Below are 22,362 nucleotides of genomic sequence, written 5' to 3' on the forward strand. Positions count from 1 at the left end.
CCGCATGTCGCTGGCGTCGTCGCGCATGCGGCGCGCCAGCTGTCGCTCCTGCGGGCTACGGACTACGACGGCCGAGGGACTGCGCGGCCCTCGCGTCACCATGCGTAGCGCACGACGCCCTTGCCGGCGTAGCTGCGGGTCACGTCCGAGAACTCGCCTTCGAAGCTTGCTGCGGCTGACCAGCCGTTTCTCCACTTCATTTCCGCGGCGACCGTCGTCAGCGCCGAGTTCTGCGCCAGCCGCGCGCCGTTGACGACGAAGGATGCGCCGGGGAGTGTCTGGAACGTGGCTCCGACCGAACGGCTGGGATTGAAGTCATAGGCCCAGGCGAAGCGGCTGCGCAGCGTGAACACGCCGTCCGTCAGCGCATAGGCCTTGTCGGTGCGAACACCCAGCTCCGACCTCGTATCGGTCAAGCTCTGCGATCCGAAACGGAGCGCGAAAGTGTTGGCGCCGGCGACCGCGCTCTCGGCATAGCCCGGCAGGTTGAAGGTGGTGAACTGCGCGGCGGCGTAGGGCGTGATGCCGAACCCCATCCATGGCGAGATGAAGCGATAGCCGCCTTCGAGCCGGCCGGCGAAGGTGTTGGCATCAAAATTGGCTCGCAACTGATCGACGCCAGCCACCGTCACCGTGCGGTTGGTGGTGACGTTCTGCCATCCATAGGCCAGTGCCCCCGAAACATAGCCTGCGCCGATCATGTGCCTGACGAAGGCGCCGGCCTGGAACAGGTCGGAGCGCCCGCTGCCGCCATTGGCGACGTTGAATGTGGTGCCGCCGCCCGCCAGCGAAAAGCCGGCGATCGTGAAAGGCGAGAAGCGATAGTCGGCGCCGACGGCCGTGCCGTAGATGTTGCTGGTCGTGTTGTTGGAGCCGAGCGCGGTGTTGCCGTCGGTGCTCTGCGAGCCGCCGAAGCCGGCCGCCCACACGCTCCAGTTCGGCCTTGCCACCGGCGCGGCCGGCGCCTTGGTATAGATCGCCGCCAGGGCGTCGTTCGGATTGCGCTTGGTCGCATAAGCGAGCGCTTCTTCGGCATAGCCGATCGCGCCGGCGGGCGCAGAGCCCTGGTCGCCGCGGCCGCCGAGGAACGGATCGGTCATGATGCCCATGAACTGGGTCATCGCAGTAAAGGTCGTCTGCTGCGAGCCGGTCGAGGTCTCGCCCGAGATCTGTGTCAGCCCCGTCGGTGTCAAGCCGGTGAATACGACCGGAATGCTGCCGTTCCGGTTGAAATAGTTGGTGAGCGCGTTGCTGACGTTCTGCTGGTTGATGCTGCCCGACGCCGTGTTCATCGTGAGGTCGATGAACGCATTGTTGCTGTCATAGCTCAGCGTGGAGGAGAAGCCTGCCGGCAGGTTGGTGTTGGTCACGCCGCTGAAGGTGCCGCTGACGCCGCCGGTCGCGGTGAGAATGGTGTACTTCTTGGAGATGTAGGTGCCGTTGGCGTAGTTCGCAGTGACCGCAGCGCCGGTAAGATTGGCGGTGCCGGTGATCTGGGCAAGTGAGGCGGTCGTCGGGTTGAGCTGCACCAGATAGACCGCACCCGACTGGAATGCGAGGTTTCCGGTGATTGCCATGGACGAGGCCGGGTTGCCATTGCCGGGCGTGAAAGTGCCGGCGATCGTCACATTGGCGCCGGTCACGGCGCCGTCGCCGCTCAGCGTGCCGAAGGTCTTGTTGAAACCGTTGAGATCCAGCGTGCCGCCGGACAGCACGCTGAAGACGGTGCTGGCGCCGAATGCGTTCGCCGTACCCGCGCGCAGCGTACCGCCGATGACGTTGGTCTCGCCGGTGTAGGTGTTGGTGCCCGACAGCAGCAGGATGCCGCCGCCCGCTTTTACCAAGGTGCCGGCGGAAGCGCCGTTGGAGACAATGCCTTGCAGCGTGGTCGTGGTCGCTGAGGTCACATCGATCGTCGACAGGCCGGCAATCTTGAAGTCGCGACCATTGGCGAGGGTGGTCGTGCCAGTGACCGCTAGCGTGCCGCCATTGGAAATGATCACGTCATTGGCAACGTTGCCGAGGTTCGCGGTGGCGCCGATCGAAACAGTGCCTGCGCTGATGTTGACGTTGCCGGTGAAGGTGTTGGTCGCTGACAGCACCAAGGTGCCGGCGCCGGTCTTGTTGATGGCGGTGTTGACGCCGCCGGTCGTCAGTCCGGTGCCGCCGATGGAGTCGCCATAGGTCACGCTGCCGCCGGACACGCCGATATTGGCCGTCACGCCGCTCAGGAAGATGCCGGCGCCCTGCGCTGCGCCTGCCGCTGCTGAAAATCCATTGATGGCGCTTGGCCCGATCCCGATGCCGGGGGTGCCGGCGGCGCCACCGGCGACGGTGTTGCCGGAAATCGGCGAATCGAGAATCGTCAGCGTACCGCCGGTGGCGACGTAGATGGCGCCGCCATTGGCGGCGCCGCCATTGCCGCCGGCGCCGCCGTCGGAGCCGGGCCCGGGGCCGCCCGCGCCGCTGGCATTCGTCGCGCCGTCGCCGCCGCTGCCGCCGTTGCCGCCGTTGGCGTTGCCGCTGCCGCCGGGATTGTTGTTGGTGTAGGTGGTGCTGTTGGTGGTGCCGGAGCCGCCGCCGCCGCCGCCGCCGTCACCGAGCGAGGCGCCCGCGGTGCCGGCCGTGCCTTGTCCGCCGGCATGTCCGCCGGTGCCGCCCGCGCCGCCGCCGCCGCTGGCGCCGCCATTGTTGGCGGCGCCGCCCGCGCCACCATTGCCGCCATTGACCGGGTCAGCCGCCGCGTTCTGAGCGCTGCCGCCGTTGCCTCCATGGCCGCCGGTGGCGCTGTTGCTGGTAAAGGTCACCGCGGCAATCGTGACGTTGGCGCCGCTGCCGACCAGCAGGCCGCCGCCTGCACCGAGACCGCCGCCGCCGCCGCCGCCGGAGCCATAGGCCAAGCCGCCGCTATAGTAACCGTTCTGGCCATTCTGGCCGTTGCCGCCGATCGCAGCGGTGTTGGTGATCGACAGGCTGGAGATATTCACGGTCGGCGCATTGGCACCGTTGACGACGATGCCCTGAAACGAGGAGGCGCCGTTGATCGTCTGGCCATTGCCGGTGATGTTCACCGTGACGTTGCTATTGGCGGCTTGCAGTTGCGCAAGCGAGCTGGACAGGGTGAAGCCGCTGGTGATGTTGATTGTCACGGTCGAGTTGGCGCCTGCGGCTGCGACCGCCGCCACTGCCGTATTCCAGTCGGCCTGATTGGCGACGTCGATCGCCAGGGCCTGGGTGCTCAGAAACGTGCCTGCAAGGAGGAAAGAGAGCGCGAGCCAGCGCCGCGGCTTTGAATTCGGCACAGCAAAGTTCGTTCTCGCAAAGCAAGTCATCCCCATCCCCAGCAATGAAGGCAAGTGAAATCAGAAGCCGATTCGAGCGGCAGGCTTGGCCGCGACTACACCAAACAGTAGCAATCAAATGAAATGCCCGGACATCAATTGTCAAGCGCAGCAGAGACACAGCGCGTCTCGAAAACTGTGCGCGGGGTATCGCCGAAAGAATCGTGGGAGATTTGCCAGTAAGACAAACGCATGTCGTGCTGGTCAGCGCTGTTCAATGTACAACAAGCTGCACAAGAAAAGCCGCTGGTGGCGACGTCGACGTCGCGCGCGTGACTTCATCCGTTGTCTTACGGGGTCTTGCGAGACCGCACGTCGCACGCTGCGCGTCCGCGCGCGATTCGTATGAATCGCTTGAGCGATGACGCCAAGACCTGCACGCAATTCACCACATGCCGGCGGTGAGACATGGGCAGCAGGCGCTGACGGAGCGCTCGCGTCTGCCGCCCGCAGCCGATCAAGCGAACCTTTGACGCGCCAGCTTCGCGCCGGTGCCGAGCGCACTCAGCTTGGCTTCGGCGACCTCGCGCCGCATCGGGGCCATGCCGCAATTTGTGGTGGCGATGATGTTCTCCTTCGGCACCACCTTCATGACGTCCTCGATGGTCTTGCAGACGTCCTCGGCGGTCTCGATCTCGTCGCTGGCGACATCGATGACGCCGGCCTGCACAATCTTGTTCTTCAACAGGCCGAGCAGCTCGATCGGCACCTTAGAATTGCGGCATTCGACCGCGACCTGCTGGATCGAGCTGGCGTCGATGACCGGGAAGGTCTCCTCATACTGTCGCCACTCGCTGCCCAGCGTCTCCTTCCAGTCGGTGTTGGCCTTGATGCCATAGCCGTAGCAGATGTGGACGGCGGTCGGGCAGGTCAGTCCTTCGGCCGCGCGCTCCAGCGCCTTGATGCCCCAATCGCGCACCTCGTCCATATAGACATTGAAGGCGGGCTCATCGAACTGGATCATGTCGATGCCGTCGTCGTGCAGCGCCTTGGCCTCCTGGTTCAACAGTTCGGCGAAGGCGAACGCCATCTTGACGCGGTCGCCATAATAGTTGTCGGCGATGGTGTCGATGATCGTCATCGGACCGGGCAGCGTGAACTTCAGCGCGCGCGTCGTATGCGTGCGCGCGATCCGCGCTTCATCGCCGTGGACGCGGCCCTTCAGCGCCAACGGCGCCACCACCTGCGGCACCATCGCCTTGTAGCGGTCCTTGCGGATTCCCATCTCGACCTTGTGGGCGAAGTCGATGCCGTTGACGCGCTCGAGGAAGCCGTGCACGAAATGCTGCCGCGACTGCTCGCCCTCGGTGAGGATGTCGATGCCGGAATCCTCCTGTAGCTTGAGCGCCAGGATCGTGGCATCGCGTTTGGCGCGGGCGAGCTCCTCGCCCTTCGCCTTCCACGGGGCCCACAGCACGTTCGGCTCGGCCAGCCATTCCGGCTTCGGCAGCGATCCTGCAATGGTCGATGGAAACAGCATGGTCGAACTCTCCGGCACAGGGGGCGGTCAGGCTTGAGCGCCTGTGTGCCATGGCTTACCCTTCAGGTACAGAAGAACGAAGCCGCCGCTCGCGTTCCGCAGCGCGGCATAATGGTCCGGGCTGTACAGAGGCGGGACAACGGGAAAGGGAAGCGGGAAGGCATGATCGATCTCCATTACGCACCGACGCCGAACGGCTGGAAGATCTCGATCATGCTCGAGGAACTCGGGCTGCCTTACAAGGTCATTCCCGTCGACATCCGCGCCGGCGACCAGTTCAAGCCGGAGTTCCTGGCGATCAGCCCCAACAATCGGATCCCTGCGATCGTCGATCATGCGCCGGCCGATGGCGGGGCACCCTTCTCGGTGTTCGAGACCGGCGCGATCCTGATCTACCTCGCCGACAAGACCGGGACGTTCCTGCCGCAGGAGATGCGGGCGCGCTCGCGCGTGATCCAATGGGTGATGTGGCAGATGGCCGGGCTGGGGCCGATGATGGGCCAGCATGGACATTTCGCGCTCTATGCGGCCGAGAAGATCCCTTACGCGATCCAGCGCTATCGCGACGAGGTCGCACGTCTGTTCCACGTGCTCGATATGCAGCTCGGCAGGACCGGCGCTTATGTCGCAGGAGACGACTACTCGATCGCCGACATCGCCTGCTTTCCCTGGATGATGACGCACAAGGCGCAGGGGTTCACGCTCGACGACTTCTCTAACATCAAGCGCTGGTACGCGACCTTGCGGGCCCGGCCGAAGCTGCAGGCCGGGCTTGCGATCGGCAAGTTCGTCAAAGAGCCGTTTAACGAGAAGACACGCCACGTGATGTTCGGTGGGCAGGCGAAGGAGATGATGGGGAGACAGTGAGCAAACTTTGCGTTGCTGCGAGGAAGGCAGCGACAAACCATTCAGACCCTTTGTTGCCGCCCCTGGATTGCTTCGCTGCGCTCGCAACGACGGCGGAGCGAACTGGCCTCACGCTCTCCATCATTGCGAGGAGCGCAGCGATGAAGCAGTCCAGGGGCGGCACGACCAGTCTGCGTTGTTTGCCGCGCACCGGCGAACCTGTTGAGACATTGAGGACAACCGATGATCGAATTCTTCTTCGACTGCTCTAGCCCCTGGACCTATCTCGCCTTCCACAACATCCAGCCGCTCGCGAAGGAATTCGGCGTCGACATCGTCTGGCGGCCCATTCTGGTCGGCGGCATCTTCAACACTGTCAATCCCAGCGTCTACGCCCAACGTGAAAAGCCGGTGCCGGCCAAGGCGGCCTACATGCTGAAAGACCTCGGCGACTGGGCGCGCTCGGCTGGGCTCAAAATCAAGATGCCGCCATCGGTGTTCCCGGTGAACAGCGTCAAGGCGATGCGCGGCTGCATCTGGCTGGGGCAGGACATGGTGCCGTTCGCGCGGAGCGTGTTCGAGATCTACTGGGGCGAGGACCAGGACATTTCGCAGGACGCGGTGCTGACCGAGGCGTGCCGGCGCGTCGGCATCGATCCGCAGGCGTTCTTCGACGGCATCGCCCAGCAGGGCATCAAGGACCAGCTGCGCATCAACACCGAGGAGGTGGTGAAGCGCGGCGGCTTCGGCTCGCCGACCATCTTCGTCGATGCCACCGATATGTATTTCGGCAATGACCGGCTGCCGCTGATCCGCGAGGCGCTGGCGAAGCGGCGGACGGCCTGATGCCGCGGGCGATCGTCTGTCGCGAGCTCGGGCCACCGGAGGCGTTGCGGCTCGAAGATCTGCCGCCGCGCGCGCCAGGTGAGGGAGAGGTGCGGGTGAAGATCCGCGCCGCCGGCATCAACTTTCCGGACATTCTGATGGCGGCGGGCGAGTATCAGCTCAAGCCCGAGCTGCCGTTCACGCCGGGCGTGGAAGCGGCCGGCGATGTCATCGAGACCGGCACCGCTGTGACGGGGCGTTCCGTCGGCGACCGTGTCATCGTGCGCATGCGCTTCGGCGCCTATGCAGAAGAGGCGGTGGTCGCAGCCCGCCAGCTCACGCCGCTGCCCTCGACCTTCGACTACGCTGAAGGCGCGACCTATCTCGCCGGCCACGGCACCGCGTATCATGCGCTGGTCGATCGCGGCCAGCTCAGGTCCGGCGAGACGCTGCTGGTGCACGGCGCCGGTGGCGGCGTCGGCCTGGCCGCGGTCGAACTCGGCAAGCTGCTGGGCGCCACCGTCATCGCGGCGGCCTCGTCCGAAGAGAAGCTCGCGGTGGCCCGCGCGCGCGGCGCCGATCATCTCGTGCTGTATGCGCGCGAGCCGTTTCGCGATGCGGTCAAGCGCATCACCGACGGCCGAGGCGTCGATGTCGTGTTCGATCCTGTCGGTGGCGAGGTGTTCGAAAACAGCGTCCGCTGCATCGCCTGGGGCGCGCGGCTGCTGGTGATCGGCTTCACCGGCGGCATCGGGCTGGCCCGCACCAATCTGATTTTGATGAAGGGCGCCAGCGTCCTCGGCGTCCGCGCGGGCGAGGCCGTGCGCCAGGATCCCGCGCTCGGCGAGCGCCGCATGGCCGCGTTGCTCGATTTTGCGGAGCAGGGCAGACTGCGCCCCAATGTCTCACACCGCGTACCGTTTGCGGATTATGCGCGCGCGATGCGACTGCTGATCAACCGCAAGGCCATCGGCCGCGTCGCGCTGGTGATGGATTGAGGCGCGGCGCGCGCGTGCTTGTCCGGGACGACAGCTCCTGTTTGGTGCCGTCATTGCGAGCGCAGCGAAGCAATCCAGGGGCTTCGGAAAGAGTCTGGATTGCTTCGTCGCAAGTACTCCCCGCAATGACAGCGCGTAGCCCGCATGAGCGTGGCGACATGCGGGGGCTCACGAGCTGGGTCGATGAACCCGGATGTCGCCGCGCTCATCCGGGCTACAAGCTGCGCCGCTCCTCGCAATGACAAAGGAGGCTATTTGTACTCCCGCTCGTCCCACCACGGGAAATAGTCGGGCATGTCGGCAGTGACGGTGTTCTTGAACTGGGCCGGGCGTTTCTCCAGGAATGACACCACGCCTTCCTTGACGTCATCGGAGCGGCCGCGCGCGTAGATGCCGCGGCTGTCGATCTTGTGCGCCTCCATCGGATCGTCGGCGCCCATCATGCGCCACATCATCTGGCGGATCAGCGCGATCGACACCGGCGCCGTCTTGTCGGCGATCTCGCGCGCCAGGGCACGCGCGGTCGGCAGCAGCTCGTCCGGCGGCACGACCTTGCTGACGAGACGGCCTGCGAGCGCCTCCTGCGCCGGAAAGACGCGACCGGTGTAGCACCATTCCAGCGCCTGCGAGATGCCGACGATGCGCGGCAGGAACCAGCTCGACGCGGCTTCCGGCACGATGCCGCGCTGGGAGAACACGAAGCCGAACCGCGCCGCGTCCGACGCAATGCGGATGTCCATCGCGAGCTGCATGGTGACGCCGATGCCGACGGCGGGGCCGTTGACCGCGGCGATGACCGGCTTGAGCGACTTGAAGATCCGCAACGTCACCTGGCCGCCGCCGTCGCGCACCTGCGGATCGGAATAGTCGACGCGGCCATCGGCATGGCGCTTCACCGGTCCCCGTTTGGCATCGCGATCGAACGTGTCGGCGCCGGAGGAGAGGTCGGCGCCCGCACAGAACGCGCGGCCCGATCCTGTGACGATGATCGCCCTGATGCCGTCGTCCCTGTCGGCGCGATCGAAGGCATCGATCAGCTCCTGCTGCATCGTCGCGGTGAAGGCGTTGAGCTTCTCCGGGCGGTTCAAGGTGATGGTGAGGATCTTGTCGGCGACGTCATAGAGGATGGTCTGGTAGGCCATGGGGGTTTCCTGATCCGTTGTTGTTCTTAGTTAGGCGAGCCAAAAATGCCGCTGTCATTCCGGGGCACGGCCCGTAGGGCGTGAGCCCGGAATAACGACGCAACCAAGACCCGCGACATGAACACAATAGTTCAGCGTGACGCCGTGGCAAAGTCCCGCGGAATCATTCCGCAGCATGGAACGGCGCGCGACGGCGTGCCCATCCGCTGGCCGCAGGACGCGCCGAAAAGCTCGGTGCCATCTGTATTTCTGCGAACGGCGCCGTAGCGATGCGCCATGCTCTTTCCCGGTCATTGCGACACGACGCTCGCAATGACGCGTGGAAACATCTCCTTCTCAAACAAAAAGCCTGGTGCACGCAGGAGCGTCGCGACATGCGGGTCTCACGCGCTGCGTCGGTGAACCCGGATGTCGCTGCGCGCATCCAGGCTACAAGGCCGGCGGCGCCGGCCACGGCCGCTGCTCGCCACGCAGGCCCTCGAACGTCTTCGCCAATCCCAGCACGCCGACATCGTCGAAGCGGCGGCCGACGATCTGGAGGCCGATCGGGAAGCCGTCGGCGTCGTAACCGGCATTGACCGAGATCGCCGGGTTCTCCGACATGTTCCACGGCACGGTGTACGTGATGTGTTCGAACGGCGCCTGCGGATCGTTGACGGGGGACGCGAACTCGGCCGGAAACTTCACGCCGGGCGAGACTGGCGAGATGATGTAGTCGTATTCGGTGAACAGTCTGGCCGCCGCCGCGCGCAGGGTCATGGTGACGTTGAAACCCCTGATCACCTCCACGCCGGACAGTGTCGCGCCGCGCTCGGCCCATTGCAGGATGTAGGGCAGGGTCTTGGCGCGGACCTCGGGCGCGAGCCGGGCCAGATCGTCCCACAGCCGCGCGCGCCAAAAATTGTCGAGGCCGTCGAGCATCTCGCGCGTCAGGAAGCCCTTGACCTCGCTGACGACGGCGCCGGCGTCCGCGAAGGCTTTTGCCGCGGCCAGCGTCGTGGCCCGCACCGGCTCTTCCAGCGCCTGGCCGACGCCGCCGAGATCGAGCATCAGGCCGATGCGCAGCTTGCGCACCGGCTTCTCCGCGATCTTCCAGTGCAGGTCGGACGGCGGCAGGCTGGTGCCGTCGCGGCGGTCCGGCTTCGACAGTACGCTCATCATCAGCGCGGCGTCGTCGACGATGCGGGTCATCGGGCCGGCGACGCGGCCGACATAGGGCGGATCGAGCGGCACCCGGCCGAAGCTCGGTTTCAGCCCGACCAGGCCGCACCACGACGCCGGCAGCCGGATCGAGCCGCCGATATCGGTGCCGACATGCAGCGGGCCATAGCCCGCCGCCGCGGCCGCGCCCGCGCCGGCGCTGGAGCCGCCAGGGTTCGTCCGGAGATCCCACGGATTGCGCGTCAGCGGATGGAAGCTCGACAGGCCCGACGACAGCATGCCGTAATCGGGCATCGTCGTCTTGGCGAAGATGATCGCGCCGGCCTCGCGCAGCCGTGCCGCCGGCGGCGCGTCGGCCGCGAGCGGCGCGCGCGTGACGCTGGCGGCGCCGAGCGGCATCGGCTGGCCCTTGGTGGCGATGTTGTCCTTCACCGTCGCCGGCACACCGTCGAGCACGCCCGTCGGCTCGTCATTGGCCCAGCGCTCGGTCGAGAGCTTGGCGGCGGCCCGCGCGGCGTCGACGTCGAGCAGGTACAGCGCCTTGATGTGCGGCTCCCAGGCCGCGACATGCGCCAGCACATCGTCCATCACCTCGGACGGCGAGAACTGGCGCGCGCGGTAGCCGGCGATCAGATCGACCGCGGAGAGGTCGTGCAGCGAGGTGACATCATCCGAGGCGGGCTTGTGCATGCTGAAACTCCGTTGCCGAACTTCGTATGAGATCGCCACCCGCTCATGGACGCATGTCAGATCACGCTAAGCTGCCGGCATACGGGTTTCGATGATGCGGGCGAACATGCTGGCGCCGATCGGCAGGATCTTGTCGTCGAGCACGTAGCCGGGATTATGCACCGGCACCGAGCCGTCATGGCCGACCCAGAAATAGGCGCCCGGGATGGTCTGCAGCATGTCGGCGAAATCCTCGCTGCCCATCTTTGGCGTCGAGCGCGTCAGCACCTTGGAGGGCTCGACCACGGTGCGCGCGACCTCCTCGACGACCTTGGACTGCTCCTCCTGGTTCACCAGGACGCTGAACGTGTCGCGGATGTCGACATCGATCTCGCAGTTGAACGCCGCGGCCATGCCGGCGCAGATCGCGCGCATGCGCTCGCGCACCAGCGCACGGACGGAGTCCGAGAACGCGCGTACTGTGCCGCACAGCCAGGCGTCGCCCGGAATGACGTTGTAGGCCGAGCCGGCATGGATCTGGGTGATCGAGACGACGGCGGCCTGCAGCGGCTCGACATTGCGGCTGACGATGGTCTGGATCGCCTGCGCCACGCTGGTGGCGATCACCACCGCGTCCTTGGAGCGTTCGGGCATCGCGCCATGGGCGCCATAGCCGGAGATCTTGATGTCGAAGAAGTCGGCGCCGGCCATCGCCGGGCCGGGTAGGATGGCGATCTCGCCATGCGCGAGATCAGGCGCATTGTGCAGGCCGTAGAGCTCGTCGCAGGGGAATTTCTGGAATAGGCCGTCCTTGATCATCGCCCGCGCGCCGCCGAGGCCTTCCTCGGCCGGCTGGAAGATGAAATGCACGGTGCCGTCGAAATTGCGCGTCTCGGCGAGATAGCGCGCGGTGCCGAGCAGCATCGTGGTGTGGCCATCATGGCCGCAGCCGTGGAAGCGGCCGGGGATGGTCGAGCGCCAGGGCAGGTTGGTGTTCTCCTCCATCGGCAGCGCGTCCATGTCGGCGCGTAGGCCGATGCGCTTGCCGCTGTCGCCCTTGCCCTTGAGCACGCCGATCACGCCGGTGCCGCCGAGGCCGCGATGCACCTCGATGCCCCATTGCGACAGCTTCTCGGCGACGATGCCGGAGGTGCGCGTCTCCTCGAAGCCGATCTCGGGATGGGCGTGCAGGTCGCGGCGGATGGCGGTGAGTTCGTCGGCGTAAGCCTGGATGCGGTCGATGGTGGGCATGTGGGGTTCCGTTGGAGCTTGGTGAGATGTTCTTATGATGTGAGGAGTGGCTGGTCTGCGAGCGCGCTTGCGGCCCAGCCTGCGAGACGCCCGCCTGAAGGCGGGCTCCTCAGGATGAGGATGGGTATGCGGAGATGGGGCCCCCGAACGCCGGGCCGTTCGGCTTGAGGCGGATGCCCGGGCGAAGCCGCGTCCAGGGCAAAGTGGAGGGATCGGCGGGCATCGCGCCGGGCGCGGCGCAGATCAGCAGGGCTTCGGCGATCGGTTCGAAATCGGCGCGGAAATGCACCGAGCTCTTGTTGACCAGGATCGCCTGTTCGGTGGGCTCGATGCCGACGAAGCGGTACATCTCCTGGTCCGCGAGCTGGGATTTGTGCGAGGCCACGACGACGCGGACATCGCCGATGCGCAGGCACGCCGACGGGCCCATCTCCATCCTGCGGCCGCCATAGAACGGGCCGGGCGCGATGAAGCGGCCATCGGAGATCGTCTCGACGATGAAGCTCTCCTCGAACGGCGCATCGCCGGGAATGCCGCTCTTGCCGCCGAGCGACAGCGTGACCGTCGCGCCTTCGCCGGCGGCATGCGCAGCCAGTGCGGCCTGCGGATCGTAGATCATGCCGATCGCCGCGCGGCTGGCGCGGTTGCGTACCAGCGCGCGCAGCATGCCCGTCGTATCGGAATCGCCGCCGGCGCCGGGATTGTCCTGGGTGTCGGCGATCACGATCGGGCGGCGCGCCGTCTTGGCCAGCATCATCGCATGGCGCACGCCCTCATCCGGGGTGTAGATGCGGCCGTCGAAATCATTCTCGTGGCCGGTGACGATCGCCGCGATCGCATCCGCCGCCGTGTCCGCATCCGCCCGTGTCAGGCCATAGGCGAACACGCTGGGGCCGCAATGGGCGAAGTCGGCGGCGGGAAAGCCAGGGGCGAAAGACAGCGTCGGCACCGCCTCGCTCTGCAGCGCCGCGAGCTGCTCATAGATGCCCTTGGTCGGCTGGTCGTTGGTGCACTGCCAGCTGATCGGGATCAGGAACGGCAACTGCCGGAAAGCCTTCGCCAGCGGCGCGCGCGTGCGCAGCAGCCGTGCGAGATGCTCGGCGCAGGCGCGGCCGGTGTCGGCCATGTCGGTGTGCGGATATTTGCGATAGGCGATCAGCGCATCGGCCTGCGCTATCATCTCGGGCGTGACATTGGCGTGCAGATCGAGGCTTGCGACCAGCGGCACGTCGGGACCGATCACTTGGCGCACGCGGGCGAGAATCTCGCCCTCGCCATCCTCGCGATGCTCGGTCACCATGGCGCCGTGCAGATCGAGATAGACGCCGTCGAGCGGGCCGGCGGCCTTGATGCGGTCGACCATCGTTGCAGTGATGCGCTCGAACGCCTCCTCGGTCACATGCGCCGAGGGGCTGGCCGCGCAGGCGATGGTCGGAACGATGTCCCAGCCATTGGCGTCCGCGACCGCGATGAAACCGGCCTGGCCGGCATTGATGCCGCGCATGGTCGTGAGCACGCTGGCTGCATCGTCGATCGAGGCGCGGCCGCCGCCATGCATGAAGGCGTCGTAATCAGCCTTGGTCGGTGCGAATGTATTGGTTTCGTGCAGGAAGCCGCCAATCGCGACGCGCGCCATTCCTTAACCTCAGGCCGTTGATTTGGGCTTGACGTTAGACCGGCGCTCGCGGCGCAGGCAAGCGAAGGAGCGATGCCGTTTTGCATGCGGGCCACGATGATGGAACGTGCAGTGACGTGTAGGGTGGGCATAGCAGCCGCCGCAGGCGGCAGCGTGCCCACCGTCGATCAGCGTGTTCGGCGGCGAGACGGTGGGCACGGCGCCACCGTGATCTCGCGCGTGGAAACGGCACGGCAGCGCCTTTGCCCATCCTACGGCACCGGCGATGTCGTGCGTTTCGTAGCCCGGACGAGCGGACGACGGAGCCCGCAGGGCGGAGGTGGGAGCGATATCCGGGGTCTCACGAGAAGCGCGTGAGACCCCGCATGTCGCTATCGCCTGCGCCCTTCGGGCGCACGCTGTCGCTCATGCGGGCTACGCGACTTACGCCACGGCCTCCGACACCGGGCGGAAGTTGGCGAAATCCCAGTGGCGGCCGGGTGCGGCTTCGAGCAGGGACCTGGTGTAGGCTTCCTTCGGGTGGGTCAGGATCTCGCCGGCCGGACCCTGTTCGACGATGCGGCCCTTCTGCATCACCACGACGTCATCGCAGATCTGGGCGGCGACACGCAGATCGTGGGTGATGAACAGGATCGCGATCCCGAGCCGGCGCTGGATCTCGTCGAGCAGCTCCAGCACCTGGGCCTGCACCGAGACGTCGAGCGCGGAGACCGCTTCGTCGGCCACCAGCACGTCCGGATCGAGCGCGAGCGCGCGCGCGATCGCGATGCGCTGGCGCTGGCCGCCGGAGAACTGGTGCGGGTAGCGCGAGATCGCGTCCGCGGGCAGGCCGACCAGCTCGAGCAGCTCGCGCGCCCGCGCCATCGCCTTATCGTGCGAGGTGCCGTAATTGACCGGGCCCTCGGCGATGCTCTCGCCGACCGTCAGCCGCGGGTTGAGCGAGCGGTAGGGATCCTGGAACACGATCTGGATGCGCTTGCGGTGCGGCTGCAGCAGCCGGCGCGTCAGGATCGAGATCTCGTTGCCCGCCAGACGGACGCCGCCCGAAGTCGGATCGATCAGGCGCACGATGCAGCGCGCCACCGTCGACTTGCCGGAGCCGCTCTCGCCGACGATGCCGAGCGTGCGGCCCTTGCGCAAGGTGAGGGTGACGTTCTGCGCGGCGACGACCTCGCGCGCTTTGCCGATGAACGAGCGCTCGCGATAGACCTTGCCGAGCTCGTTGGTCTCCAACACCACCGGCTCGCTGGTCTCGGGCCGCGGCGGCCGCGGGATCAGGCTCGGCACCGCGGCGAGCAGGTTGCGCGTGTAGTCCATTTCCGGGCTGCGCAGGATCTTGTCGAGCGGGCCGGTCTCGACCAGGCGGCCCTGGCGCATGACGGATACGCGATCGGCGATCTCGGCGACGACGCCCATGTCGTGGGTGATGAACAACACCGCCGTGCCGTGATCGCGCTGCAGTTCGCGGATCAGCGAGAGGATCTGCTTCTGCGTGGTGACGTCGAGGGCAGTCGTCGGCTCGTCGGCGATCAGGAGCTTCGGCTCCAGCACCAAAGCCATCGCGATCATGATGCGCTGGCGCTGGCCGCCGGACAGGCGGTGCGGGTAGGAGGCGAAGATGCGCTCGACGTCGGGCAGGTGGACCTGCTCCATCATGTCGAGGATGCGCTTGCGGCGCGCCCTTGCGTCGAGGGACGTATGCGCGCGCAACACCTCGTCGATCTGGCGGCCGACCGGAACGACCGGATTGAGCGCGGTCATCGGCTCCTGGAAGATCATCGCCATCCGTGTGGCGCGCAGTTCGCGCAGCCGGCGATCGCTGGCGGTGAGCAGTTCCTCGCCGACCAGCTTGACGCTGCCGCCGACGGCATGCAGCGCGTTCTTCGGCAACAGGCCCATCGTGGTCAGCGAGGTCACGGACTTGCCCGAGCCGCTCTCGCCGACGACGCACAGCGTCTCGCCCTTGGCGACCTTGATCGACACGCCGTCGATGATGCGCGGCCCGTTCGGGTTCTTCGTCTTGCCGACGGTGACGACGAGATTGTCGATGTCGAGGATGGTGTCGGTCATGTGTTCAGGCCTCAGTCGCCGTGGCGAAGAATGCGTAGCCCGGATGAGCGCAGCGATATCCGGGGTCTCCTGTCTCCTCCGTCATTGCGAGGAGCGAAGCGACGAGGCAATCCAGAGTCCCGGGTGCGGCCCTGGATTGCTTCGCTGCGCTCGCAATGACGGCAATAACGTTGGTCACTTGCCGGCCTCGCGCTGCTTCATGCGCGGGTCGAGTGCGTCGCGGGCGGCGTCGCCGATCAGGTTGATCGAGAGAATGGCGATCGACAGCAGCAGGCCCGGCCAGAAGATCAGCGACGGCTTGATCTGGAAGTAGGAGCGCCCCTCGGCCATGATGTTGCCCCAGGTCGGCGTCTCCGGGCTGATGCCGGCGCCGAGGAACGACAGGATCGCCTCGGTCAGGATCGCGGCGGCGCAGATATAGGTGCCCTGGACGATCAGCGGCGCGATCGTGTTCGGCATCAGATGCCGCCACATGATCTTGGGCATCGAGGTGCCCAATGAGATCGCCGCTTCGACATAGGGCTCCTCGCGCGCGGTCAGCACGACCGAGCGGACCAGGCGCGCGACGCGCGGAATCTCGACGATGGTAATCGCGATCATCACGGTGGCGACGCTGGCGCCCGACAGCGACACCACGGCGATCGCGAGCAGGATGCTCGGGATCGCCATCAGGCCGTCCATCACCCGCATCATGATGGCGTCGACCCAGCGGAAGAAGCCGGAGACGAGGCCGATCACCAGCCCGATCGCGATCGAGATGACGGCGGCGCCGACGCCGACCAGCAACGAGATCCGGCCGCCATAGATGGTGCGCGACAACAGGTCGCGGCCATAGGCGTCGGTGCCGAGCAGGTATTGCGCGCTCGACGGCTTCAACCGCTGTGCCGGCGCCAGCAGCACCGGATCATGGGGCGCCAGCAGCGGCGCCAGGATCGAGACCAGCACGATCAGCGACAGGCAGATCGTGGCCACGGCGATGATCGGGGTCGAGGTGAGAAAGCCGAATTTGGGCCCCAGTCGCGTGGTGACCGGAATCGACGGCTCAGGAGTGGTGACGATTGCCATCGGAACAAGGCCTCAGTAGCGGATGCGGGGGTCGAGCAGCGTATAAGCGAGGTCGATCAGCAGATTGACCGCGAGATAGATGAAGGAGGTCAGCAGGATCATGCCCTGAATGACCGGATAGTCGCGCGCCAGCACGGCGTCGACCGTGAGCCGGCCGATGCCCGGCAGATTGAACACGCTCTCGGTGACGACGACGCCGGAGATCAGCAGCGCGAAGCCGGAGCCGATCACGGTGATGACCGGCACCGCGGCATTGCGCAGCGCGTGGCGCAGCAGCACGGCGACCTCGCTGACGCCTTTGGCGCGCGCGGTGCGCACGAAATCCTCGCCGAGCACGTCGAGCATCGCGGCGCGCGTCATGCGTGCGATCAGCGCGACGTAGATGAAGGACAGCGCGCAGGTCGGCAGGATGATGCGCTCGAAGAACGGGCCGAAGCCGACCGTGATGCTGCGGAAGCCTTGGACCGGGACCCAGCGCAGATTGATCGCAAACATCTGGATCAGGATGTAGCCGATCACGAAGACCGGCACCGAGAAGCCGAGCACCGACAGGCCCATCACGAAGCGGTCGATCCAGGTGCCGTGCTTCCATGCGGCGATGACGCCGAGCGGGACCGCGACCAGGATCGAGAGGATGATGGTCGAGATCGCAACCGAGATCGACGGCTCGACGCGCTGGCCGATCATCTGCAGCACCGGCACCTTGGAGATCAGCGACACGCCGAGATCGCCATGCAGCAGCTGATTGATCCAGGTGAAGAACTGGATGTAGAGCGGCTCGTTCAGGCCGAGCGTGGTGCGGATGCGCTCGAGCTGCTCGGGCGTTGCGTTGTCGCCGGCGAGAATCGCTGCGGGATCGCCGGGTGTCAGGCGCAGCAGCAGAAAGACGAACAGCGCCACCACGCCCATCACAGGGATGGATGCGAGAATGCGGCGAAGCAGATAACCGATCATCGTGAGAGAACCGTGTTCATGATCCCTGGGGAAGGCAGATTGCGCGACCGAGTCTGCATGTCACTGATGTCCATCGCTTTCAAGGTCTCCGCTGTCCGGCCGACGGATGCGACATTTCGCGATCATAGCGCTTCATCGCATGTGCGAAGGAGCTCGCGTAAACTTTGCAAGGCCCTTGCCATTACTTGCGCGCCGACGCGAGAATGTCCACCGGCGCTGTCGCCGTCCCGTAAAATGAAACTAAACTGCTGCGCAGCAGCGCCCGGAGTTGCGTGGTGCCGTTTGGCATGGCCGCGCGTCAATCAGCGTTGGCGAGAGGATGAGCGCGCCGCCTCATCCATGCACAGCTGCAGGGCTGCTGCGGCGCGTCCAGCGTCATGATCTCGTCACGATCTAGGCGAGCGTGGCGAGCAGGCCGGCCATCAGGCGGCCGCGCTCGGCAAGGCTGTCGACCTCGATGTGCTCGTTGAGCGTGTGCATGTCGCCACCGCGCACGCCCAGACCGTCAAGCGTCGGGATGCCCAATGCGCCGGTGAAATTGCCGTCCGAGCCGCCGCCGGCCGAGCCATGCGGCAGTGACAGGCCGAGCTGCTCGGCGATGCCGCGCGCGTGTTCATACAGCGCCATGGTTCCGGAATCCGGCTCCCAGACCGGACGCGTGACGCCGCGGGTGACCGTGAAGCTGACATCGTCATGGGTGCCGGACAGCGCCAGCATGCGTTCGACGCCGCGATCGAGATCGGCCTGTCGCTTCGCCATGCTGAGCGCCTCGCCGGTGCAGGTGGTGGCGACGCAATTGACCCATTGGCCGCCACGCACGATGCCGACCGAGAAGGTGCAGTCCTCGCCGGTCATGGCGTCGATCGCCAGGATCTGGCGGGCCATTTCCCGGATGGCGGAACGGCCGGCGCCGAGCCGGGCGCCGGCGTGGCTCGGCCGGCCGACCGCTTCGAGATTGAAGCGTGCAATCGCATAGCGGCCGGTCACCACGCCATTGTCGGGGCGGCCGGGCTCGGGCACCAGGACGTATTTGTTGCGCTGCGCCTCGGCCTCGATGATGTCCCGCGTCGACGGCGTGCCGACCTCCTCGTCGGGCGTGAACAGCACGGTGATCGGCAGCGGCGTCGTCACCGACGCCTTGATGAGCTGGCGGATGGCCTCCAGCGTGATGTAGTTGCCGCCCTTCATGTCACAGATGCCGGGACCGTAGCATTTGTTGCCCTCGCGGCGAAAGGACAGCTTGGCGAGGGTGCCGACGGGGTGAACCGTGTCCATGTGGCCGGCGATCAGGATGCCCGGCTGCCCCTGGTTCGGATGCGGGAAGCGGGCGCGGACGCAGCCGGCGAATCCCTGGCGTCCGGCGATGCGCTCGATCGTCGCACCCATGATCGCCATGTCGCGCGCGGCGAGGTCGAGCATCCGTTCGACGGCGGCCGCATCCCAGGTCGGACTTTCGCACTCCACCCAGCCGCGCAAACCCTGCAGCATGGCCTCGGTATCGAACGGAAGATTGGCTGGATTCATGTTGCTCTCTTCAAGGTTTGGTCACGATCGGCGCACACGAGATGGAGTCGCGCAAGCTTTGTAAAGCGAAAGCTATGCAGTCGTTAACGGCGTTGCCGGCCATTGTTGCCATGCAGCGAATGCGGATTGACGAGCAGGGCAGCCAGTGCAAGTGTTGAATCTCAGCGGCTTGCGTCTGTTAGTTCGCACAAGGATTGACCGCTCCGCTCAACGAATGATCTGGCTCTGATCAGTTTGGCATCAAAATATCCCCGTCAGGAGACTCCGTAATGTTCCACATCCCGCGCTGGAAAGGTCTTACGCTCGCCACGAGCCTGGCCGTTTCCGTGCTTTCGCTGTCCACGGCGCTGAGCACCCAGGCGCTTGCCGCCGCCAAGAAGACGATCACGGCGGTGATGCATTCCGACCTGCGCGTGATCGATCCCGGCTTCACCACCGCCTATATCACCCGCGACCATGGCTACATGGTCTACGACACGTTGCTGGCGGTCGATTCGAACTTCAAGATTCAGCCGCAGATGGCGGACTGGAAGGTCTCCGACGACAAGCTGACCTACACCTTCACCCTGCGCGATGGCTTGAAATGGCATGACGGCACGCCGGTCACGGCGGAGGATTGCGTCGCCTCGCTGAAGCGCTGGGGCCGCAATGACGGCATGGGCCAGAAGCTGATGGACTTCACCGCGAGCCTGGAAGCTCCGGACGCCAAGACCATCGTGCTGAAGCTGAAGGAGCCTTATGGCCTGGTACTGGAGTCGATCGGCAAGCCGTCGTCGCTGGTGCCGTTCATGATGCCGAAGCGCCTCGCCGAGACGCCGCAGGGCCAGCAGATCCCGGAGCAGATCGGCTCCGGCCCGTTCAAATTCGTCAAGGCGGAATTTCAGCCGGGCGTGAAGGCGGTCTACGAGAAGAACACCGACTACGTGCCGCGCAAGGAGCCGGCGAGCTGGACCTCCGGCGGCAAGGTGGTGAAGGTCGACCGCGTCGAATGGATCACGATGCCGGATGCGCAGACCGCGGTGAACGCGCTGCAGTCGGGCGACATCGACTTCATGGAGAACCTTCCCTACGACATGATGCCGGTGCTGGAAGCGAACCCGGATCTGAAGATCGATGTGCTGAACAAGTTCGGCTACCAGACGCTGGGCCGGATGAACTTCCTCAATCCGCCGTTCGACAATGTGAAGGTGCGCCGCGCGGCGTTCCTGGCGCTGAACCAGAAGGACGTGCTCGACGCGCTGGTCGGCAATGCCAAATATCAGAAGATCTGCGGCGCGGTGTTCGTCTGCGGCACGCCGCTGGAGACCGATGTCGGTGCGGAGACGCTGATCAAGGGCAACGGCATGGCCGAGGCCAAGAAGGCGCTGGCCGAATCCGGCTATGACGGCACGCCGATCGCGATCATGGCGCCCGGCGACGTCACGACGTTGAAGGCGCAGCCGATCGTGGCCGCACAGCTGTTGCGCGAGGCCGGCTTCAAGGTCGACCTGCAGGCGACGGATTGGCAGACCGTGGTGACGCGCCGCGCCAGCCAGAAGCCGGTCAAGGAAGGCGGCTGGAACATGTTCTTCACCAACTGGGTCGGCGCCGACGTCGCCAATCCCGTGGTGAACGTGTCGATCGGTGGCCGCGGCACCAAGGGCGGCTGGTTCGGCTGGGCCGAGGATGCCGAGATCGAGAAGCTGCGCGACGCCTATGCGCGCGCGTCTTCGCAGGACGAGCAGAAGAAGATCGCGACCGAGATCCAGAAGCTGAACTATGAGCGTGTGATCTACATCCCGCTCGGCCAATATCTGCTGCCGAGCGGCTGGCGCAAATCGCTGACCGGCGTGCTGGACGGCCCGGCGACGCCGATCTTCTGGAACATCGACAAGAGCGAGTAGGGCGCCACCACGGCTCTGCCATCAGCACACGACCCTGCGGCGGAGGCAACTCCGCCGCATTTGTTTTCGGTGACCGTGAGAGTAGACAAAGCGGCTGCGATGCGTGCCTCTCGCTGCAATCGCAAGATGGCCTGCACCATTGCGAACGCAGCGACGCACCGCAGAACCCCTCCGCCGAGGCCGTCCACATTGCAGCGCGCGCTGCGCTCGCAATGACAACGGAGCCAGCGCATCGGTCCGGATGGTACGGGGAGACCCGCAGGTCGCCTTGCGTCGGCCGACGACGGTGCCGCCGCCCTGCATGGCGCCCGTTCAAATGGCATGCCTGTACCAATGCTCATCTTGCGGGAGCCGCGGGGCGCTGGCCGTGCGGCCTGCGCCAGCAAAGCCGATTGACGGGCACCAGAACTGTTGCAACTCTTCGGCTGCGGAATGAACGCTGAGCCGAGGATCGCAGAACGCGGCCGCGACGCTCGGCGGATCGCCGTGTCTCGCTGAGTTCCGAGGCAGCCGTTCACCCCGTCACGTCAAGAGAGATCGCATGTCACCTCATCCGCGCCGGGCTCATTCCGTGCTCGCATCCTGGCTTGTTGCGTCCGCTGTTTTGCTATCGCCCTGTCTTGCGCCGCAGGCGCTCGCCGCTGGCAAGACAACCATCGCCGCCGTGATGCATTCAGACCTGCGGGTGATCGATCCCGGCTTCACCACCGCCTATATCACCCGCGATCATGGCTACATGGTCTATGACACGCTGCTCGCCACCGATGCTAACTTCAAGATCCAGCCGCAGATGGCGGATTGGAAGGTCTCGGACGACAAGCTGACCTACACCTTCACCTTGCGCGATGGCTTGAAATGGCATGACGGCACGCCGGTCACGGCGGAGGATTGCGTCGCATCGCTGAAGCGCTGGGGCCGCAATGACGGCATGGGCCAGAAGCTGATGGACTTCACCGCGAGCCTGGAAGCTCCGGACGCCAAGACCATCGTGCTGAAGCTGAAGGAGCCTTATGGCCTGGTGCTGGAGTCGATCGGCAAGCCGTCGTCGCTGGTGCCGTTCATGATGCCGAAGCGCCTCGCTGAGACGCCGCAGGGCCAGCAGATCCCGGAGCAGATCGGCTCCGGCCCGTTCAAATTCGTCAAGGCGGAATTTCAGCCGGGCGTGAAGGCGGTCTACGAGAAGAACACCGACTATGTGCCGCGCAAGGAGCCGGCGAGCTGGACCTCCGGCGGCAAGGTGGTGAAGGTCGACCGCGTCGAANTGTGCCGCGCAAGGAGCCGGCGAGCTGGACCTCCGGCGGCAAGGTGGTGAAGGTCGATCGCGTCGAATGGATCACCATGGCCGATGCGCAGACCGCGGTGAATGCGCTGCAATCGGGCGACATCGATTTCATGGAAGCGCCGCCCTATGATCTGTTGCCGGTGCTGGAAGCGAACCCGGATCTGAAGATCGATGTTCTCAACAAGTTCGGCTTTCAGACGCTGGGCCGGATGAACTTCCTCAATCCGCCGTTCGA

General features: G+C 65.8%; 14 protein-coding genes and 1 pseudogene. 5 read left to right on the plus strand and 10 right to left on the minus strand.

Annotated elements, in window-relative coordinates; translation table 11 throughout:
- Positions 1 to 95 precede the first annotated feature (95 nt).
- A complete protein-coding gene (locus HL671_RS38855) occupies positions 96 to 3,332 on the minus strand; it encodes an autotransporter outer membrane beta-barrel domain-containing protein (protein WP_012045220.1) in 3,237 nt (1,078 codons plus the stop codon).
- 466 nt (positions 3,333 to 3,798) lie between these two features.
- A complete protein-coding gene (locus tag HL671_RS35615; protein ID WP_012045219.1) occupies positions 3,799 to 4,821 on the minus strand; it encodes a methionine synthase in 1,023 nt (340 codons plus the stop codon).
- A gap of 162 nt (positions 4,822 to 4,983) precedes the next feature.
- Here HL671_RS35615 and HL671_RS35620 point away from each other — a divergent pair, with 162 nt between their 5' ends.
- The 3 genes from HL671_RS35620 (at position 4,984) to HL671_RS35630 (ending at position 7,490) form a co-directional block, all read left to right on the plus strand.
- Positions 4,984 to 5,688 (plus strand): glutathione binding-like protein, encoded by a 705-nt coding sequence (locus HL671_RS35620; RefSeq protein WP_172243394.1) that lies wholly within the window; start codon positions 4,984 to 4,986, stop codon positions 5,686 to 5,688.
- 222 nt (positions 5,689 to 5,910) lie between these two features.
- Complete coding sequence (locus tag HL671_RS35625) at positions 5,911 to 6,513, plus strand: 2-hydroxychromene-2-carboxylate isomerase (RefSeq protein ID WP_172243397.1); 603 nt, start codon at positions 5,911 to 5,913, stop codon at positions 6,511 to 6,513.
- A complete protein-coding gene (locus HL671_RS35630) occupies positions 6,513 to 7,490 on the plus strand; it encodes an NADPH:quinone oxidoreductase family protein (RefSeq protein ID WP_012045216.1) in 978 nt (325 codons plus the stop codon). Before HL671_RS35625 ends, HL671_RS35630 begins: the two co-directional genes overlap by 1 nt.
- Before the next feature lie 251 nt (positions 7,491 to 7,741).
- Here HL671_RS35630 and HL671_RS35635 read toward each other — a convergent pair whose 3' ends face one another.
- From HL671_RS35635 to HL671_RS35670, 8 genes are all read right to left on the minus strand, one after another.
- Positions 7,742 to 8,632 (minus strand): crotonase/enoyl-CoA hydratase family protein, encoded by an 891-nt coding sequence (locus HL671_RS35635; RefSeq protein WP_012045215.1) that lies wholly within the window; start codon positions 8,630 to 8,632, stop codon positions 7,742 to 7,744.
- A 429-nt stretch (positions 8,633 to 9,061) separates the two neighbouring features.
- A complete protein-coding gene (locus HL671_RS35640) occupies positions 9,062 to 10,483 on the minus strand; it encodes an amidase (RefSeq protein ID WP_172243400.1) in 1,422 nt (473 codons plus the stop codon).
- 66 nt (positions 10,484 to 10,549) lie between these two features.
- Positions 10,550 to 11,713 (minus strand): M20 aminoacylase family protein, encoded by a 1,164-nt coding sequence (locus HL671_RS35645; protein ID WP_012045213.1) that lies wholly within the window; start codon positions 11,711 to 11,713, stop codon positions 10,550 to 10,552.
- Between the two features lie 109 nt (positions 11,714 to 11,822).
- A complete protein-coding gene (locus tag HL671_RS35650; RefSeq protein WP_172243403.1) occupies positions 11,823 to 13,349 on the minus strand; it encodes a M81 family metallopeptidase in 1,527 nt (508 codons plus the stop codon).
- Between the two features lie 423 nt (positions 13,350 to 13,772).
- Positions 13,773 to 15,419 carry an ABC transporter ATP-binding protein gene (locus HL671_RS35655; RefSeq protein ID WP_012045211.1) on the minus strand — a complete coding sequence of 549 codons (1,647 nt, stop codon included), beginning with the start codon at positions 15,417 to 15,419 and terminating at the stop codon, positions 13,773 to 13,775.
- Between the two features lie 174 nt (positions 15,420 to 15,593).
- Positions 15,594 to 16,484, minus strand: coding sequence for an ABC transporter permease (locus HL671_RS35660; RefSeq protein ID WP_012045210.1), 891 nt, complete (start codon positions 16,482 to 16,484; stop codon positions 15,594 to 15,596).
- A gap of 12 nt (positions 16,485 to 16,496) precedes the next feature.
- Positions 16,497 to 17,438: an ABC transporter permease gene (locus HL671_RS35665; RefSeq protein WP_012045209.1), complete on the minus strand. Its 942-nt coding sequence runs from the start codon at positions 17,436 to 17,438 to the stop codon at positions 16,497 to 16,499.
- A 393-nt stretch (positions 17,439 to 17,831) separates the two neighbouring features.
- A complete protein-coding gene (locus HL671_RS35670) occupies positions 17,832 to 18,962 on the minus strand; it encodes a M20/M25/M40 family metallo-hydrolase (protein WP_172243406.1) in 1,131 nt (376 codons plus the stop codon).
- A 269-nt stretch (positions 18,963 to 19,231) separates the two neighbouring features.
- On the opposite strand from HL671_RS35670, the gene HL671_RS35675 reads away from it, so the two are divergent.
- Together HL671_RS35675 and HL671_RS35680 are read left to right on the plus strand one after the other, a co-directional pair.
- A complete protein-coding gene (locus HL671_RS35675; protein WP_172243409.1) occupies positions 19,232 to 20,845 on the plus strand; it encodes an ABC transporter substrate-binding protein in 1,614 nt (537 codons plus the stop codon).
- 541 nt (positions 20,846 to 21,386) lie between these two features.
- A pseudogene (locus HL671_RS35680) lies at positions 21,387 to 22,362 on the plus strand (ABC transporter substrate-binding protein); the annotation flags it as partial.

The organism is Bradyrhizobium denitrificans (assembly GCF_013179005.1).
GTDB lineage: Bacteria > Pseudomonadota > Alphaproteobacteria > Rhizobiales > Xanthobacteraceae > Bradyrhizobium > Bradyrhizobium denitrificans.